Here is a 16,923-nt window from a genome sequence, read left to right as displayed (position 1 = left end):
GGATCAAGACTTGGCCGGCGTTTCCCAGCCGCCGCCCAGCGCCTTGTACAGGCCCACCACCGCGTTGAGTTGATCCAGCTTGGCGCTGACCAGGCCCAGTTCCGCCTGGAAGCTGTTGCGCTGCGCGTCCAGCACATCCAGATAGCTGGCGTAACCGTTGTCGTAACGCAGCTTGGCCAGGCGCAGCGATTTGTTCAAGGCCTGGAACTGCGTGGTCTGCGCCGCCTGGATGTCGCGCGCCGCGCCGTAGCCGGACAGCGCGTCCAACGCGTCTTTGAACGCGCTCTGCACCGTCTTCTGGTACTGCCCCAGCGCCTGTTTCTGCCGCGCGTTGGCCGCATCCACCGCGTAGCCGGTCTGCCCGAAGTTGAATACCGGCGCCGCCAGGTTGCCGACGAAGCTCCAGGTTCGCGTCGGGCCGGTGAACAGGGTGTCCAGCGACAGGCTTTGCGAACCCAGCGCTCCGCTCAGGCTGATGCTGGGGAAGTAGGCCGCGCGCGCCACGCCGATGCGGGCGTTGGCCGCGATCAGCTGCTGCTCGCTGGCGGCGATGTCCGGCCGACGCTCCAGCAAGCTGGAGGACAGGCCCGCCGGCACTTCCGGCGGCGCGGACAGCGTGTCCAGGCTTTGGCCGCGCTGGATGCCGCCGGCCACCAGTTGCTTGGGCGAGTGGCCGAGCAGCACGCCCAGCGCGCTTTCGGTCTGCGCCAGCGCGCTGGCGATCTGCGGCACCTTGGCGCGGGCGGACGCCGCTTCGGCCTCGGCCTGTTGCTGGTCCAGCTCAGAGATCAAACCGCCCTTGAAGCGCTTGGTTTGCAGCTTGAGCGATTCCTCGCGGCTTTGCAGCGTGCGCTTGGCGATGTCCAGTTGGGCGTCGTAGGCGCGCAGCTGGAAATAGGTCTGCGCGGTTTGCGCGGCGATCGCCAGCTTCGAACTGTCGCGGGCGAAGCGGCTGGCGGCGAAGTCGGCGCGCGCCGCCTCGTTGCCGCGGCGCAGCTTGCCCCACAGGTCCAGTTCCCAAGACGCGGTCAGGTTGGCGTTGCGCACATCGCTGACCAGCGGCGCGCCCGGCGTGCTTGTCGCGGTGGAGGCGCGGCCGCGCTGATAGCCGGCGTTGGCGTTCAGCGCCGGCAGCAACTGGGCGCGGGCGATGCCGGCCTGGGCCGCGGCTTCGTCGACGCGGGCGGCGGCGACGGCCAGGTCCTGGTTATGTTCCAGGGCCTCTGCGATCAGCTGGTCCAGCACCGGATCGTTGAACTGCGTCCACCAGTCCATGGCGATGGCCGGGTTCTGGGTCTGGGCGCTGTCCGGCAGCTCCAGTTTGGGGCGGCTGTAGTCGGGGCCGACCGCGCAAGCGGTCAGCGCCAGCGCCACCAATGAGGGAATCAGGGCGCGTTTAAGCATCGGCCTTGTCTCCTGCCTCAGCCGCGGGCTGAGGCTGTTTCGGTTTGCTGAACTTCATGATGAGCATGAAGAACATCGGGATGAAGAAGGTGGCGATGAAGGTGGCCGCCAACATGCCGCCCACCACGCCGGTGCCGATAGAATGGCGGCTGGCGGAGCCGGCGCCGCTGGAGATGGCCAGCGGCATACAACCCAGCACGAAGGCCAGCGAAGTCATCACGATAGGACGGAAACGCAGCTTGGCGGCGGCGATGGCGGCTTCGACCACGCTCAGTCCTTCTTCTTCCATTTGCTGGACGGCGAACTCCACGATCAGGATCGCGTTCTTGGCCGACAGGCCGATCAGCGTCACCAGCGCCACTTGGAAGTAGACGTCGTTGGCGAGTCCGCGCATCCAGTTGGCCATCAGCGCGCCAAACATGGCGAAGGGTACCGCCATCAGCACGCTGATCGGCAGGCTCCAGCGTTCATACTGCGCCGCCAGGATCAGGAACACCATGATCATGCCGAAGCCGAATACCACGGTGGACGAGCCGCTGGTGGATTTCTCCTGGAAGGCGGAGCCGGTCCAAGCCAGGGTGTAACCGTCCGGCAGGGTTTCCTTGGCCACGGCCTCCAGCACGTTTAGCGCCTCGCCGGAGCTAAAGCCGGGCGCGGGGCCGCCCACCAGCTTGGCCGCCGGGAAGATGTTGAAGCGCTCCAAGCTTTCCGGACCGGTGGTGTGCTTGATGGTGACCAGCGCCGTCAGCGGGATCATATTGCCGTCCTGCGAACGCACATAGATGTTGCGCAGGTCTTCAACCCGGGTGCGGAAATCCGCTTCCGATTGCAGCTGCACGCGGAAGGTGCGGCCGAACTTGTTGAAGTCGTTGACGTACAGTGCGCCGAAGGTGCTCTGCATGGTGTCGAACACGGTGTTGACCGGCACGCCCAGGGACTTGGCCTTGGCCCGGTCCAGCTTGACGTAGATCTGCGGCACGCTGGCGGAGAAGGTGGTTTGCACCCCCTTCAGTTCCGGACGTTTGGCGGCGGCGGCCACCAGTTTCTTGGTGACCTCGCCCAGCTCCACGGAGCTGGCGCCGCCGCGGCTTTGCACATAGGCCTCGAAACCGCCGGTGTTGGACATGCCGGAGATCGGCGGCGGGTTGAAGGCCAGCACGATGCCGTCGGTGATGCCCATCATGCCCTTGGCGAAGGTGTCGCCCACCACCGCCTGCGACGACAGGTTGGGCGCCTTGCGCTCATCCCACGGCTTCAGGGTAATGAAGGACACGCCGGCGTTGGTCTTGTTGCCGCCGGTGAGGATGTCGAAGCCGGCGAAGCTCATCACGTCCTGGACCGCCGGGTTCTTGCTGGTCATCGCGTCCAGCTTGGTCATGGTGGCCGAGGTGCGCTGCATCGACGCGCCATCCGGGAGGAAGGCGGCGGCGATGATGTAGCCCTGGTCTTCGTCCGGCGCCAGGCTGGACGGGATGATGCGGAACAGGCCGACGCAGATGGCGATCAGTCCGGCGAACAGCAGGATGCCCACCGCGCTGCGCTTGATCAGGAACACCACGCCGCGGGAATAACCCAGGGTCAGGCGGTCGAACCAGTTGTTGAACCAGACGAAGAAGCGGGCCGGATGCTGATGGCCTTCTTTCAACAGCAGCGCGCACAGCGCCGGGGTCAGGGTCAGGGCCACCAGGCCGGAAATCGACACCGACACCGCGATGGTGATGGCGAACTGCTTGTACATCTGGCCTGCGATGCCGCCGAGGAAGGCTACCGGGATGAATACCGAGCACAGCACCAGAACGATGGCCACCAGCGCGCCGGATACTTCATCCATTGCCTTGAAGCTGGCTTGCAGCGGCGACAGTTTTTCCTGCGTCATCAGGCGTTCGACGTTTTCCAGCACCACGATGGCGTCGTCCACCACGATGCCGATGGCCAGTACAAGGCCGAACAGCGTCAGGGTGTTGATGGTGAAGCCGAAGGCGTACATGCCGGCGAAGGTGCCGATGATGGAGACGGGCACCGCCAGGCAGGGAATCAAGGTTGCGCGCCAGTTCTGCAGGAACAGGAACACCACCAGGAATACCAGCACCATGGCTTCGGCCAGCGTGGAGTACACCTCCTTGATCGACACTTCCACGAACTTGGTGGTGTCGTAGGGGATGGCGTAGTTCAGACCTTTGGGGAAGCCCACAGCCAGCTTCTGCATCGTCTGTTCCACGGCTTGCGCGGTGGCTAACTGGTTGGCACCCGGCGCCAGGAAGATGCCGATCGGTATGGTGGGGCGGCCGTTGTGGGTGCCGGTGAAGTCATAGGACAAGGCGCCCAATTCCACGCGCGCCACGTCTTTCAGGCGCACGGCGGAACCGTCCGAGTTGGAGCGCAGGATGATGTTCTCGAACTCTTCCGGCTCGGACAGGCGGCCCTGGGTGGTCACGGTGTAGGTGAAATCTTGCTTGCCCTTGACCGGCTCCGCGCCCACCTTGCCGGCGGCGAACTGCGCGTTCTGCTCGCGGATGGCGGCGGCCACGTCGCTGGGCGTCAGCTTGAGCTGAGCCAGGCGATCAGGCTTGAGCCAGACGCGCATCGAGTAGTCCTGGCCGGCGAAGTTGATCACGTCGCCCACGCCAGGCACACGCTTGAGCTCGTCCACCACGTTCAACAGCGCATAGTTGCTGATGAATAGGGTGTCGTAGGTCTTGTCCGGGGAGAACAGCGAAATCACCTGCAGGAAGGCGGACGACTTCTTGGTCACGTTGACGCCCTGCCGGCGTACTTCTTCCGGCAGTTGCGACAACACCGACTGCACGCGGTTGTTGACGTTGATGGTGGCCTGGTCGGCGTCGGTGCCGATCTTGAAGGTCACGCTCAACGACAGCTTGCCGCTGGAGGAACTGGTGGACTGCACGTAGAGCATGTCGTCCACGCCGTTGATCGCCTGTTCCAACGGCGACGCGACGGTGTTGGCGATCACCTCGGCGGAGGCACCCGGGTAGCTCGCGCTCACCGAGATCATCGGCGGCACGATTTCCGGGTACTGCTCGATGGGCAATGCCTTGAGGGCGGCCAAGCCGGCCAGGGTGATCACGATGGAGATCACACTGGCGAAGATGGGCCGCCTGATGAAAAAGGCGGAAAACATGGATGGTTACCCCTTTGCCTTATTGTTTGGGCGCGGCGGCGGGCGCGCTGGCGTCGGCCTTGAACGGATGCGGTTTCACGTCGGCGCCCGGGCGCAGTTTGATGATGTTGTCCACCACCACCTTGTCGCCGGCTTTCAGGCCGCTTTCCACCAGCACGTTCAGGCCCACGTCCTGAGACACGGTGATCGGGCGCGGCTGCACCTTGTTGTCGGCGCCGACGACCCAGACCATCTTGCCCTGCTGCGAGGTCAGCACCGCGCGTTGCGGCACGGCGATGGCGTTGCTGCGCTTGGCGCCTTGCAGGATCACGCGCACGAACTGGCCGGGCAGGATGCCGCCGTCCGGGTTGGCGAAGGTGGCCCGCGAACGGATGGTGCCGGTGCTGGCGTCCACCAGGCTGTCGGTAAAGTTCAAGCGGCCGCTTTTGCCGTAGGTGGAACCGTCGGTCAGTTTCAGCTGCACATTGAAATGGCCGTTGGCGGCCAGCTTTAATTGGCCGGAATCCTGCATCTTGCGCAGATTCATCATATCGCTGTCGGACATGCTGAAGTTGACGTAGACCGGGTCCAGCTGGGACACCTTGGTCAGCAGGCTGCCATCGGCGGTGGTGGACACCAGGCTGCCTTCGGAGCGGGTTTCCTGGCTGGTCATGCCGGAAATCGGCGCGGTGACGCGGGCGTAGCCAAGATTGATCTTGGCCTGTTGCACCTGAGCCTGGGCGGCGGCGACGGAAGCCTTGGCGGCCTCATAAGCGCTGACCGCGTCGTCGCGGTCTTTCTGGCTGACCGCGTTCTCCTTGAACAGCGGAGAGATGCGGTCGTAATCCTGTTTGGTGCGCACCAGCTGCGCCTGTTGCACTTGCAGATTGCCCTGGGCCTGGTCCAGCGTCGCCTTCAACGGCTCCGGGTCGATCTGGAACAGCAAGTCGCCTTGTTTCACCGGCTTGCCTTCGGTGTAGGCGCGCTTGAGCAGAATGCCGCCCACACGGGCGCGCACTTCCACTTCGCGCGAACCGGCGGCTTGGCCGACGAATTCGAAAGAGACGGGCACATCGCTAGGCGCGATCTCGAGCACGCCCACCGGCATCGGCGGCATGGCTCCGGCATGCTTGTCGTTCTTTTGACCGCAGGCCATCAGGCTGGCGGCCAAGGCGGTGAGCAACAGCCATTGCCCGCCTTTCTGGGCGAAGGTGTTTCCTTGCATCTTCATGGGATGTCCTCAGGAATGTGGGGATATGAGTGTTATAAGTAAAAGGTACTGCAATTTTTCTTTGATAGTGGGAATTGATCGATATCGAATCGCGACATTTTACATACATGCGTGTACGTATGTAAAATGCTTCCAGCGACGCATTGTGTTATGGTGCGGGCTTCCGACAGACTTCTTGATCAGCGATACGTTCAACATGGCACGCAAAACCCGGGAAGAAGCCGAACAAACGCGGCATTTGCTGCTGGATACGGCGGAGCAGCTCTTTAGCGAGAAGGGTGTCTCCAAAACGACACTGGCCGACATCGCCAGCGCAGCGGGATTGACGCGCGGCGCGGTGTATTGGCATTTCCAGAACAAGCTGGACTTGTACCGGGCAATGCTGGACAGGATGGGCGGACAGTTTGATGACATCTGTGAGCAATTGTTGAGAACGGCACACTCGAGTCCGGCACTGGCCTTGTGGAACCATAGCCACCGGCTGCTGACCATGATTGGGGATAACCCACAGGTTCGTCGTATTTTACTCATTCTGTTTATGCGGAGCGAGCATGTCGGTGAGCTGGCCCCCATTCACGACGAGTGTGTTGCACATATGCAAGAAACCCGCGAGCAGTTGACCCTCGTGGTGCAGATGGCGGTGGATGCCGGCCAGACCTTGCCGTACGTGAATCCGGAAACGGTGGCCGAGGTGTTGCAATCGATGCACCATGGCCTGATCAACCGTTGGCTGGCGGACGGCAGCCAGACCAATTTGGGAGAGAATGCCACGCAACTGTTGCAGTATGTCTATCGCGGAATTTTCTTGCCGGAAGTGATGGAAGAACTCTCCCCTCAAACGTAGCCCAGCGCTATAATTGACCTTTTTTGTCAAACCATTAGCGCCATTGGCGGCCCACTGCCGCGCGGCGTTGTCGGTGTTACCTCTCTCATGCCCCAGGCTATTGAAATTCAAGCGGTGAGCAAGCGCTATGGCCAGCTGCAGGCGCTGGACCAGGTGGGCTTCACCGTCGCCCCCGGCGAATTCTTCGCCCTGCTCGGTCCTAACGGCGCAGGCAAGACCACGTTGATTTCCGCGATGGCCGGCTTGTCGCGGCCGGACAGCGGTTCCATCCGCATCATGGGCCACGACGTGGTCGGCGATTTCCGCGCCGCGCGCAAGGCGCTGGGCGTGGTGCCGCAGGAGCTGGTGTTCGATCCCTTCCTGTCGGTGCGCGAAACGCTGCGCTTCCAGTCCGGCTACTTCGGCCTGGGCCGCAACGACGACTGGATAGACGAACTGCTGTTCAAGCTGGGCCTGGATGACAAGGCGCACAGCAATATGCGCGCCCTGTCCGGCGGCATGAAGCGCCGGGTGATGGTGGCCCAGGCGCTGGTGCACCGTCCGCCGGTCATCGTGTTGGACGAGCCCACCGCCGGCGTGGACGTTGAGCTGCGCCAGAGCCTGTGGGTATTCGTGCAGGAGCTGAACCGCGCCGGCCACACCATCGTGCTGACCACCCATTACTTGGAAGAGGCAGAGGCTTTGTGCTCGCGCATCGCCATGCTGAAAAAGGGCCGGCTGGTGGCGCTGGAGAGCAAGGACAAGTTGCTGGCGCACAGCGCGCGCCGCGAAGTGGCGCTGCTGTTGTCCGGCGATTTGCCTGAGGCCCTGCTGCCCCTGAAGCTGCGCGACGAGGACCGCCGCGTGGTGTTGCAGCTGGAGCATCTGGGCCAACTGGAGTCCGTGCTGGCCGCTCTGCGAGAAGCGGCGGTGGAAGTACGAGAACTGAACGTGGTGGAGACGGATCTGGAAAGCGTGTTCGTCAAGATGATGAATGGAGGGCCGCAGCCATGACCGGCTTCATGACTCTATTCAAGAAAGAGCTGGTTCGCTTCTGGAAAGTGGCGTTCCAGACGGTGGCCGCGCCGGTGTTGACCGCGCTGATGTATCAGTTGATCTTCGCCCATGTGCTATCGCGCCATGTCGAAGCTTATCCGGGCATCAGCTACACCGCCTTCCTGATTCCGGGTCTGGCGATGATGTCGATGGCGCAGAACGCCTTCGCCAACAGCTCCAGCAGCCTGATCCAGTCCAAGATCACCGGCAATATCGTGTTCTTGCTGCTGCCGCCGCTGACCGCGCTGGAGTTCTTCGGCGCCTATCTGTTGGCCTCCGTTGTGCGTGGTTTGGCCGTCGGCGCCGGGGTCTTGCTCATCACCGGCTGGTTCGGCCTGCCGCTGCCGGCACAGCCGCTGTGGGCCTTGGTCTTCGCTGTGCTGGGCTGCGGCGTGTTGGGCGCGCTGGGCATTTTGGCCGGCATCTGGGCGGAAAAATTCGACCAGTTGGCCGCTTTCCAGAACTTTCTGATCATGCCGCTGACTTTCCTGTCGGGCGTGTTCTATTCGATCAACAGCCTGCCGCCGTTCTGGTACGCCGCATCTCATTTCAACCCGGTGTTCTACATGATAGACGGCTTCCGCTACGGCTTTTTCGGCCAGGCCGACGTCAGTCCCTGGCTATCGGCCGGGGTGGTGGGCGGCAGTTTCGCCGTCTTGTCGGGCCTGACGCTGTGGCTGATCAAATCTGGCTATAAACTGCGCCATTAACGCGTATCCACGGGATTTCTCATGATTACTCCGCAACAAGTCAAAGAATACATCGAGGCTGGTCTGGCCTGTACCCATCTGGAAGTGGAGGGCGACGGCCACCACTTCTACGCCACCATCGTGTCGGTGGCTTTCGAGGGCAAGCGCCTGATTGACCGCCACCGCCTGGTCAAGGAGGTGATCGCCACCCGCCTGGCCAGCAATGAAATTCACGCTCTGTCCATCGTCAAGGCCGCCACGCCGGACGAATGGCAAAAACTGCAAGGCTGATCCGTCATGGATAAACTGAAAATCATCGGCAACGGTCCGCTTAACGGCGAGATCCGCGTTTCCGGCGCCAAGAACGCCGCTCTGCCCATCTTGTGCGCCAGCCTGCTGACCGGCGACACCATGCGCTTCACCAATGTGCCGATGTTGCGCGATATCGCCACCACCCAGAAACTGTTGCAAGGCATGGGGGTGCGGGTGATGACCGATAATGTGCACGAGATGGAAATCACCGCCGGTCATCTGGACAGCCTGGTGGCGCCGTACGATCTGGTGAAGACCATGCGCGCGTCCATTCTGGTGCTGGGCCCGACGCTGGCGCGCTTCGGCGAGGCCACGGTGTCCCTGCCGGGCGGCTGCGCCATCGGCAGCCGGCCGGTGGATCAGCACATCAAGGGCCTGGTGGCGATGGGCGCCGAGGTCAGCATCGAGCACGGCTACGTCAAGGCCAAGGCCCGCCGCCTGCGCGGCGCGCGCATCATCATGGACATGGTGACCGTGGGCGGCACCGAGAACCTGTTGATGGCGGCGACGCTGGCCGAGGGCACCACGGTGCTGGAAAACGCCGCGCGCGAGCCGGAAGTGACCGATCTGGCCAACTGTCTGGTGGCCATGGGCGCCAAGATCAGCGGCATCGGCACCGACCGGCTGGTGATCGAAGGCGTGGAGCGTTTGCACGGCGCCGATTACGCGGTGATGCCGGACCGCATCGAGGCGGGGACCTTCCTGGTGGCCGGCGCGATGACGCGCGGCCACATTGTGCTGCGCAACGCCGCGCCCAAGAGTATGGAAGCGGTGCTGGACAAGCTGGCGGAAACCGGCGCGGTGGTGGAGTGCGGCGACGACTGGATCTCGCTGGACATGAAGCGCCGTCCGCAGGCGGTGAACTTCCGCACCTTGCCTTACCCGGCTTTCCCCACCGACATGCAGGCCCAGCTGATGACGCTGAACTGCGTGGCCGAGGGCGCCGGCGTGGTGACCGAAACTATTTTTGAGAACCGCTTCATGCACGTGCCCGAGCTGAACCGAATGGGCGCCAACATTGAAGTGGAAGGCAATACCGCCATCATCAAGGGCGTGGAGAAGTTGTCCGGTGCCACGGTGATGGCCACTGATCTGCGCGCGTCGGCCAGCCTGGTGATCGCCGGCCTGGTGGCCGAGGGCGAAACCATTGTGGACCGCATCTACCATCTGGATCGCGGCTACGAGTACATCGAGAAAAAGCTGGGCGCGGTAGGCGCGCTGATCGAACGCATCAGCTAAGAGCCTGTTTATGATCTGCTGCGCGTCGTCGAGCGTTACACGGTGAGTACGCCTTCGAAATGGTACATTCCGCCTTCTCAGCCGCAACGCCTGGTCTCGCTCTAGCTCGCGAGATCGTAAACAGGCTCTAAGCGATAACTTTGCTTTTGTAATGAAAAACGCCACGGCTGGAGCCGTGGCGTTTTGCTTTGCGGAGCAGGCGTTACGCTTTTTTGACGAATTCGGACTTGAGGCTCATCGCGCCGATGCCGTCGATTTTGCAATCGATGTCGTGATCGCCGTCGACCAGGCGGATGTTCTTCACCTTGGTGCCCACTTTCACCACCAGCGAGGAGCCTTTGACTTTTAGGTCCTTGATCACGGTGACGCTGTCGCCGTCTTGCAGCACATTGCCGTTGGCGTCCTTGATTACGCGGGCTTCTTCGGCGGGGGCTGCCTGTTCGTTCCATTCGTGCGCGCACTCCGGGCAGATATACATCGCGCCATCCTGATAGGTGTATTCGGAGTTGCATTGCGGACAGGCTGGCAGATTGCTCATGGCGTTTCCTGTTGAGAAGTGAAAAAGAACGCTGCCGGCTCGTTGAGACGGCCGGCAGCGGAGGGTGCGGATTTACTGCGCGGCGGAGGCTGCGGCCTTGGCGTTGGGGACTGCCGCGGCAGGCGCCGAGCTGTCCTGCTTGCCGGCCGGGGAGTCGACCAACTCGTCAAGGTTGAAATTGTCGGCAGCCTGGGTCGGGTTGGGCAGGCCCAGTTGCTGCGCGCGCAGCTGCATATAAGCGTCGCGGGTATAACTGTACGGGTCCAGCGCCGCGGTGCTGAGCATGGCTTCCACGCCCAGGTAGCGGGCGCGGGTGTTCACGCCGTACAGGCCGTAAAAGCCCACCGCTTGCCAGGTAGTGTCGTAAAACATCTTCTCCGGGCCGGGGCCGGCCAGCGAGGCGGTCAGGCCGGCGCCGTCGCGCACGGTGGACGGGCCGAAGAAGGGCAGCACCAGATAGTTGCTGTCGTGCCAACCCCAGGCGGCGAAGGTGTCGCCCAGGGTGGTCTTGTTGTTCTTCAGACCGGCCTGGCTGGCGATGTCGATCAGGCCGAACAGACCGAAGCCGGTGTTCATCGCCACCCGCATTACGTCGTTCAGCGCTTTTTCCGGTTCGGCGCGCAAAGCGTTGGACAGCGCGCTGTAGATATCCTTGAGGTTGTCGAAGAAATTGCTGACGCCGGTGCGCACCGGCGACGGCGTGATGGCCTTGTAGCCTTCGGCCACGGGCTTGATCACGTAGCGGTCGGCGGTGTCGTTGACCTGGTACATGGCGCGGTTGTACGGCTCGAAGCGGTCGTAAGGCACCGTTGGATTGCTGGCGCAGCCGGCCAGCAGCAGCGATAGCGCCAGGCCGGTCAGCGCGGGTTTCAGGGACGACATAAATCCTCTCCGCATATCATTCCGCCGCTGGGGCTGACAACAATTCCGCCAGCGAGTAAAGGTCGAGCAGGGCGCTGAGCCCGCTTGGCCAGTTTTCCAGGGACAGGGCGTGGCCGGCGGCGTCGGCGGCGCGGCGCGCGCCGAGCAGCAGAGCCAAGGCGGCGGAATCGGCTCCGGCTATGCCGGACAAGTCCAGCCGCAACGGCGCTTCGCCGGCGAGTTTGGCCAGCGGCGCGGCCAAGGGGCCGCAGCTGTCCATGTTCAGCCGGCCGCTGAGCCGCGCTTGGCCGGGAGCGGTGCGTTCCAACATCAGCTGTTGCCCTTGCTTGCGGGCGCCGCGGCCACGGGGGTGGCGTTCTTGTTCTGCAGCAGTTTGATCAGACCGTCCACGCCGCTTTTGCGCACTTCTTCATTGAAGGAGTTGCGATAGACGGTGACCAGGCTGGCGCCTTCCACGCTGACGTTATAGATCTTCCAGCCTTGCGCGCCCTTGTTCAGGGAGTAGTCCACCGTCACCGGGTTGGCGTTGCCCGGCAGGCTTACCGTGGTTTTCACCGTGGCGTCGCGATCGCCGTTGCTCATCACAGGGTTGGGCTTGACATCTACCTGGGCGGTTTTGAAGCGGGTCATGGTCGCGGAATAGGTGCGCACCAGCAGGGTCTGGAACTGCTGAGTCAGTTGGGCGCGCTGTTCGGCGCTGGCCTGACGCCAGCCCAGGCCCACGGCTAGCGCGGTCATGCGCGGGAAATCAAACATCGGCACCGCCACCGCTTCCGCCTGCTGGCGGACTTGCTTGGTGTTCTTGCCGTTGTCCTGTTTCAGCACTTCCAGCACCTGGCGGGATGCGTCTTTGATCACGTCGGTGGGGGCGTCGCCGGCGGCTTGGGCCACGGCGGACAGGCCGAACAGCAGACAGCAGAATGCGAGCAGTTTTTTCATCGTTTTTCCAATCGATTGCGAGTGAGCCGGCGGCGCGGACTGCGCGCCGGCCGGCAGTTTGTTGCGGGCTGCCCCGTCTTTGTGCCGCGCTATTTGTCAGCGCTCTTGTTGCTATCGGTAAAGCCCGTCATGAACTTACCGATCAATTGTTCCAGCACCATGGCGGAGGAGGTGATGGTGATGGTGCCGCCCGGGGCCAGATTAGTTTCCGAGCCGCCTTGCAGCATGCCGATATATTGTTCGCCCAGCAGGCCGGCGGTCAGGATGGACGCGCTGGTGTCGTCGCTGATCTGATAGGCCTTGTCAATATTCAGAGTCACGCGGGCGCGATAAGTTTTCGGGTTGAGCCGGATGTCGGCTACGCGTCCGATCACCACGCCGGCTTCCTTGACCGGCGCTTTGACCTTCAGTCCGCCGACGTTGTCGAAGTCGGCGTACAGCACATAGGTCTGGTTGGCGCTTTGCGGGACCAGGTTGGCCACTTTCAGCGACAGGAAGGTGACGGCGGCAATGCCCAGCGCCACGAAAATGCCTACCCACAAGTCAATAGTAGAGCGTTTCATTCGGGTTTTTCCTAGAACATGAAGGCGGTCAGGATGAAATCCAGCGCCAGGATGACCAATGCGGAGGTGACGACAGTCCGGGTGGTGGCGGCGGACACGCCGCTGGCCGTCGGAGTGGCGTCATAGCCTTCGAACACGGCGATCAGGGTGACGGCGACGCCGAAGCACAGGCTCTTGATCAGTCCGTTGACCACGTCGAAATGCAGGTCGACGTTGGCCTGCATCTGCGACCAGAACGTGCCGACGTCCAGGCCTATCATCACCACGCCCACCAGGTAGCCGCCAAAGATGCCGACCACGTTGAACAGTGCGGCCAGGATGGGCATGGAGATGACGCCGGCCCAGAAGCGGGGCGCCACCACGCGGGCGATGGGATCGACCGCCATCACGCTCATCGCGTCCAGTTGCTCGGTGGTTTTCATCAGGCCGATTTCGGCCGTCATCGCGCTGCCGGCGCGGCTGGCGAACAAGAGCGCGGCCAGTACCGGGCCCAGCTCGCGCAGCAGCGCCAGCGCCACCACCGCGCCCAGCGCGTCGGCGGAGCCGAACTTGGCGAGGGTGCTGTAGCCTTGCAGGCCCAGCACCATGCCGACGAAGAGGCCGGACACCAGGATGATGATCAAGGACATCACGCCGGCGAAATAGACCTCGCGTATGGTCAGCTGCGGCCGCAGCAGGCTCTGGCCGCTGCCCCGCAGGATGGCCACGAGGAAGCGGCAGGCGAAGCCCAGCCGCCAGACGGCGTTGATGGCGAGGTGGCCGAGCTTGCGCAGGGGCGCGGCGATCAAATCAAGCATGGCGGCCTCCGTTGAGTCCCAGATCTTCGGCGAGCGAGCGCTCCGCCGGGTAGGCGTAATGCACCGGGCCGTCGGCCTCGCCCCAGATGAACTGGTGAACCCATGGCGAATCCGAGTTGCGCACTTGGTCCGGCGTGCCCTGGGCGACGATCTCGCCGCCGGCTACGAAGAGCACGTGGTCCACGATCTCCAGCGATTTGTGCACGTCGTGGGTGACCATCACCGCGGTGGTGCCCAGCGCGTTGTTGAGCTTTTTGATCAGGTGGGCGATCACGCCCAGCGAGATCGGATCCAGGCCGGTGAAAGGCTCGTCGTACAGCATCAGCTGGGGGTCCAGCGCAATGGCGCGCGCCAGCGCCACCCTGCGCGCCATGCCGCCGGACAGTTCGGCCGGCATCAGCTGCTGGGTGCCTCGCAGGCCGACGGCTTCCAGTTTCATGGTCACCAGGTCGCGGACCATGCTGTCCGACAGCTTGGTGTGCTCGCGAATGGGGAAGGCGACGTTGTCGAACACCGACAGATCGGTGAACAGCGCGCCGAACTGGAACAGCATGCCCATGCGGCGGCGGTGTTGATAAAGTTCGGCCGAGCTCATCTTGGCGACGCTCTTGCCGTCAACCAGCACTTCGCCGCTTTGCGGACGGTTCTGGCCCGAGATCAGCCGCAGCAGCGTGGTTTTGCCACTGCCGCTGCCGCCCATGACGGCCACCAGCTTTCCGCGCGGAATAGCGAGGTTGAGGTTTTTCAGAATGGGCCGCTCGCCATAGGCGAAGCTGACGTTTCTGAATTCGATGAAATTGTCAGAAGACACAAAGTTTCCAGATAGCATGCGTGAAGCCGCGGACGGCTTCGGTTGAAACGGCGGACCCGGAGCGGTGCGATGGCGGGCCGTTCAGGCAAAGCGGCTCTTGAAGCCCGTCACCCCAGCGCTGATCTTGCGCTGCGCCTTGGCTTCCGGCGCGTCGCGGCCTGGGCTGAGCGGTGCTTGGAGAGCGGCCGCTTTTTTGCCGATTCTTTTCGAACTGGAGATTTTATAGACTTGTCGTGGACTAGCCAAATTTCAACAGCATTCGCGATGCAAATATGCTGCACCGCAATGCGGTTGGAGACGCCGAGAGGCGACGACGGAGGGGAGAAAGGCGGGCAGCGGGCGAACCGACTGTCCGCCCGGGCCGGCGGACGGAGGGGGGTTACACGCCGCGCAGCAGCTCGTTGATGCTGGTTTTGCTGCGAGTCTGAGCGTCCACCTTCTTAACGATCACCGCGCAGTAGAGGCTGTGGCTGCCATCCTTGCTGGGCAGGTTGCCGGACACCACCACCGAGCCCGGCGGCACGCGGCCGTAGCTGACCTCGCCGGTTTCGCGGTCGTAGATCTTGGTGGATTGACCGATGTAGACGCCCATGGAGATCACCGAACCTTCGCCGACGATCACGCCTTCGACGATTTCAGAGCGCGCGCCGATGAAGCAGTTGTCCTCGATGATGGTGGGGTTGGCCTGCAGCGGCTCCAGCACGCCGCCGATGCCGACGCCTCCGGACAGGTGCACGTTCTTGCCGATCTGGGCGCAGGAGCCGACGGTGGCCCAGGTGTCCACCATCGCGCCTTCGTCGACGTAGGCGCCGATGTTGACGTAGGACGGCATCAGCACGGTGTTCTTGGCGATGAAGCTGCCCTTGCGCGCCACCGCGCCCGGCACCACGCGGAAACCGGCTTCCTGGAAGCGGGCCGGGGTCCAGTCGGCGAACTTGGTGTCAACTTTGTCGAAGTAGCGATTGACGCCGTCGTCGGAGATGTCATTGTCGCGGATGCGGAAGGACAGCAGCACCGCCTTCTTCACCCACTGGTTCACCACCCAGTCGGCCCCCTGTTTTTCCGCCACGCGCAGGCGGCCGGCGTCCAGTTCGGCGATCACCTGACCGATGGCGGCCTTGAGTTCGGCGGAGACGGTGGCGGGCGTGATCTCAGCGCGCTTCTCAAACGCTTCTTCGATCAGGGTCTGGATCGGATGCATGGTGTTCAGTCCTTTAGCAATGTGGATGGAAGTCGTCATTCAATTCGCTTTCAAGCGGCCGCGCCAGAGGCGGACCGCGTGGATTCAGGGGGTCTGGCGCTGTCTGCGTTCGGCGAAGGCGACGATGCGCTCGACGCCGGCCACGCACTCTTCCAGCGTGGCCACCAGCGCGACGCGGACATAACCGGCGCCGGGGTTGACGCCGTGGGCGTCGCGCGCCAAGTAGCTGCCCGGCAGCACGGTGACGTGTTCTTCGGCGAACAGCGCCTTGGCGAAGTCTACATCATTCCCGTCCGGCACCTTGGCCCACAGGTAGAAGCTGGCGTCCGGGCGGCGCACCTCCAGCCCCATCGCCAGCCGCGGGGTGACCGCGTCGAACTTGGCGATGTATTGAGCCCGGTTGGACTCCACGTGATCCTCGTCGTTCCAGGCCGCCACGCTGGCCGCCTGTATCGCCAGGCTCATCGCGCTGCCGTGGTAGGTGCGGTAGAGCAGGAATTTCGCCAGGAGCGCCGCGTCGCCGGCGACGAAGCCCGAGCGCATGCCGGGGACGTTGGAGCGCTTGGACAGGCTGGTGAACATCGCCAGCCGCTCAAAGCCGCGGCCCAGCTTGCGCGCCGCTTCCAGTCCTCCCAGTGGGGGCCGGCCGAAGTGAATTTCGGAATAGCACTCGTCGCTGGCGATGACGAAGCCGTAGCGATCCGACAACTGGAACAAGGTTTCCCAGTCGGCCAGCGACATCACCGCGCCGGTGGGATTGCCGGGGCTGCACACGATCACCAGCTGGGTACGCCGCCACACGGTTTCCGGCACCTGGCTCCAGTCCGGCTGGAAGCGCTGTTCGGCCAGGCAGTTGACATAGTAGGGTTCGGCCCCGGCCAACAGTGCCGCGCCTTCGTAAATCTGGTAAAAAGGATTCGGGGATATCACTACCGGCGCCGGCTCAACGCTTGCGTCGATCACTGTCTGCACAAAAGCAAACAAGGCTTCACGGCTGCCGTTGACCGGCAGTATCTCGCTTTGCGCATCCAGGTTCAGATCGTAGCGTCGCCGCATCCAGGCGGCGCAGGCCTGGCGCAGCGCTTCGCTGCCCAGCGTGGCCGGGTATTGCGACAAGCCGCCCAGATTGGCTATCAGCGCCTGTTCCACCAGCGCCGGCGTCGGGTGCTTGGGTTCGCCTATCGACAAGTTGATGTGCGCCTTGTCCGCGGGCGGCGTCGCGCCGGCGAGCAGGGCGCGCAGGCGTTGAAACGGGTAGGGCTGCAATTGGGCCAGGCGAGGGTTCACGGGTATCTCCAGAAAAGCGGGCGCAAGCAAACG

The 16,923-nt window shown here is 63.4% G+C and carries 17 protein-coding genes; 5 read left to right on the top strand and 12 right to left on the bottom strand.

Annotated elements, in window-relative coordinates; genetic code table 11:
• Window positions 1-3: 3 nt before the first annotated feature.
• From HA052_RS01095 to HA052_RS01085, 3 genes are read right to left on the bottom strand one after another with little or no spacing between them, the layout of a single operon-like run.
• A complete protein-coding gene (locus HA052_RS01095; RefSeq protein WP_081544982.1) occupies window positions 4-1,404 on the bottom strand; it encodes an efflux transporter outer membrane subunit in 1,401 nt (466 codons plus the stop codon).
• On the bottom strand, window positions 1,397-4,543 hold the full coding sequence (locus HA052_RS01090; RefSeq protein WP_081544981.1) for an efflux RND transporter permease subunit: 3,147 nt from the start codon (window positions 4,541-4,543) through the stop codon (window positions 1,397-1,399). Before HA052_RS01090 ends, HA052_RS01095 begins: the two co-directional genes overlap by 8 nt.
• A 19-nt stretch (window positions 4,544-4,562) precedes the next feature.
• The gene (locus tag HA052_RS01085) at window positions 4,563-5,753 is read right to left on the bottom strand and encodes an efflux RND transporter periplasmic adaptor subunit (protein ID WP_240937217.1); all 1,191 of its coding nucleotides are present in this window, start codon (window positions 5,751-5,753) and stop codon (window positions 4,563-4,565) included.
• A 175-nt stretch (window positions 5,754-5,928) separates the two neighbouring features.
• Here HA052_RS01085 and HA052_RS01080 point away from each other — a divergent pair, with 175 nt between their 5' ends.
• The 5 genes from HA052_RS01080 to murA all read left to right on the top strand — a co-directional run bounded on the left by HA052_RS01080 (window position 5,929) and on the right by murA (window position 9,872).
• Window positions 5,929-6,597, top strand: coding sequence for a TetR family transcriptional regulator (locus tag HA052_RS01080; protein ID WP_240937211.1), 669 nt, complete (start codon window positions 5,929-5,931; stop codon window positions 6,595-6,597).
• An 87-nt stretch (window positions 6,598-6,684) separates the two neighbouring features.
• Window positions 6,685-7,590: an ABC transporter ATP-binding protein gene (locus HA052_RS01075; RefSeq protein ID WP_166450452.1), complete on the top strand. Its 906-nt coding sequence runs from the start codon at window positions 6,685-6,687 to the stop codon at window positions 7,588-7,590.
• Window positions 7,587-8,342, top strand: a complete 756-nt coding sequence (locus tag HA052_RS01070; RefSeq protein WP_081544979.1) for an ABC transporter permease — start codon at window positions 7,587-7,589, stop codon at window positions 8,340-8,342. Before HA052_RS01075 ends, HA052_RS01070 begins: the two co-directional genes overlap by 4 nt.
• 21 nt (window positions 8,343-8,363) lie before the next feature.
• Complete coding sequence (locus HA052_RS01065; RefSeq protein ID WP_166450451.1) at window positions 8,364-8,612, top strand: BolA family protein; 249 nt, start codon at window positions 8,364-8,366, stop codon at window positions 8,610-8,612.
• Window positions 8,613-8,618: 6 nt separating this feature from the next.
• Window positions 8,619-9,872: a UDP-N-acetylglucosamine 1-carboxyvinyltransferase gene (murA, locus tag HA052_RS01060; protein WP_043636718.1), complete on the top strand. Its 1,254-nt coding sequence runs from the start codon at window positions 8,619-8,621 to the stop codon at window positions 9,870-9,872.
• A gap of 202 nt (window positions 9,873-10,074) precedes the next feature.
• Here murA and HA052_RS01055 read toward each other — a convergent pair whose 3' ends face one another.
• The 9 genes from HA052_RS01055 to dapC form a co-directional block, all read right to left on the bottom strand.
• The gene (locus tag HA052_RS01055) at window positions 10,075-10,410 is read right to left on the bottom strand and encodes a zinc ribbon domain-containing protein YjdM (RefSeq protein ID WP_081544977.1); all 336 of its coding nucleotides are present in this window, start codon (window positions 10,408-10,410) and stop codon (window positions 10,075-10,077) included.
• A 72-nt stretch (window positions 10,411-10,482) separates the two neighbouring features.
• A complete protein-coding gene (locus HA052_RS01050) occupies window positions 10,483-11,292 on the bottom strand; it encodes an MlaA family lipoprotein (protein WP_166450450.1) in 810 nt (269 codons plus the stop codon).
• A gap of 16 nt (window positions 11,293-11,308) precedes the next feature.
• Window positions 11,309-11,602 carry an STAS domain-containing protein gene (locus tag HA052_RS01045; protein WP_043636725.1) on the bottom strand — a complete coding sequence of 98 codons (294 nt, stop codon included), beginning with the start codon at window positions 11,600-11,602 and terminating at the stop codon, window positions 11,309-11,311.
• Complete coding sequence (locus HA052_RS01040; protein WP_166450449.1) at window positions 11,602-12,231, bottom strand: MlaC/ttg2D family ABC transporter substrate-binding protein; 630 nt, start codon at window positions 12,229-12,231, stop codon at window positions 11,602-11,604. The genes HA052_RS01045 and HA052_RS01040 overlap by 1 nt, the downstream gene beginning before the upstream one ends.
• Before the next feature lie 89 nt (window positions 12,232-12,320).
• Entirely contained in the window at window positions 12,321-12,794 is a 474-nt protein-coding gene (gene mlaD, locus HA052_RS01035; RefSeq protein WP_081544975.1) for an outer membrane lipid asymmetry maintenance protein MlaD, read from the bottom strand.
• 11 nt (window positions 12,795-12,805) lie between these two features.
• Window positions 12,806-13,591 (bottom strand): lipid asymmetry maintenance ABC transporter permease subunit MlaE, encoded by a 786-nt coding sequence (mlaE, locus tag HA052_RS01030; RefSeq protein ID WP_081544974.1) that lies wholly within the window; start codon window positions 13,589-13,591, stop codon window positions 12,806-12,808.
• Entirely contained in the window at window positions 13,584-14,402 is an 819-nt protein-coding gene (locus HA052_RS01025) for an ABC transporter ATP-binding protein (protein WP_176219479.1), read from the bottom strand. Before HA052_RS01025 ends, mlaE begins: the two co-directional genes overlap by 8 nt.
• A 379-nt stretch (window positions 14,403-14,781) precedes the next feature.
• A complete protein-coding gene (gene dapD / locus HA052_RS01020) occupies window positions 14,782-15,603 on the bottom strand; it encodes a 2,3,4,5-tetrahydropyridine-2,6-dicarboxylate N-succinyltransferase (RefSeq protein ID WP_166450516.1) in 822 nt (273 codons plus the stop codon).
• Between the two features lie 84 nt (window positions 15,604-15,687).
• Window positions 15,688-16,890, bottom strand: a complete 1,203-nt coding sequence (dapC, locus tag HA052_RS01015; RefSeq protein ID WP_166450448.1) for a succinyldiaminopimelate transaminase — start codon at window positions 16,888-16,890, stop codon at window positions 15,688-15,690.
• Window positions 16,891-16,923 lie beyond the last annotated feature (33 nt).

The sequence above is a fragment of the Chromobacterium fluminis genome (assembly GCF_011602385.1).
Taxonomy (GTDB): Bacteria; Pseudomonadota; Gammaproteobacteria; order Burkholderiales; family Chromobacteriaceae; genus Chromobacterium; species Chromobacterium fluminis.
This window is presented reverse-complemented; position numbering and strand designations above follow the sequence as displayed.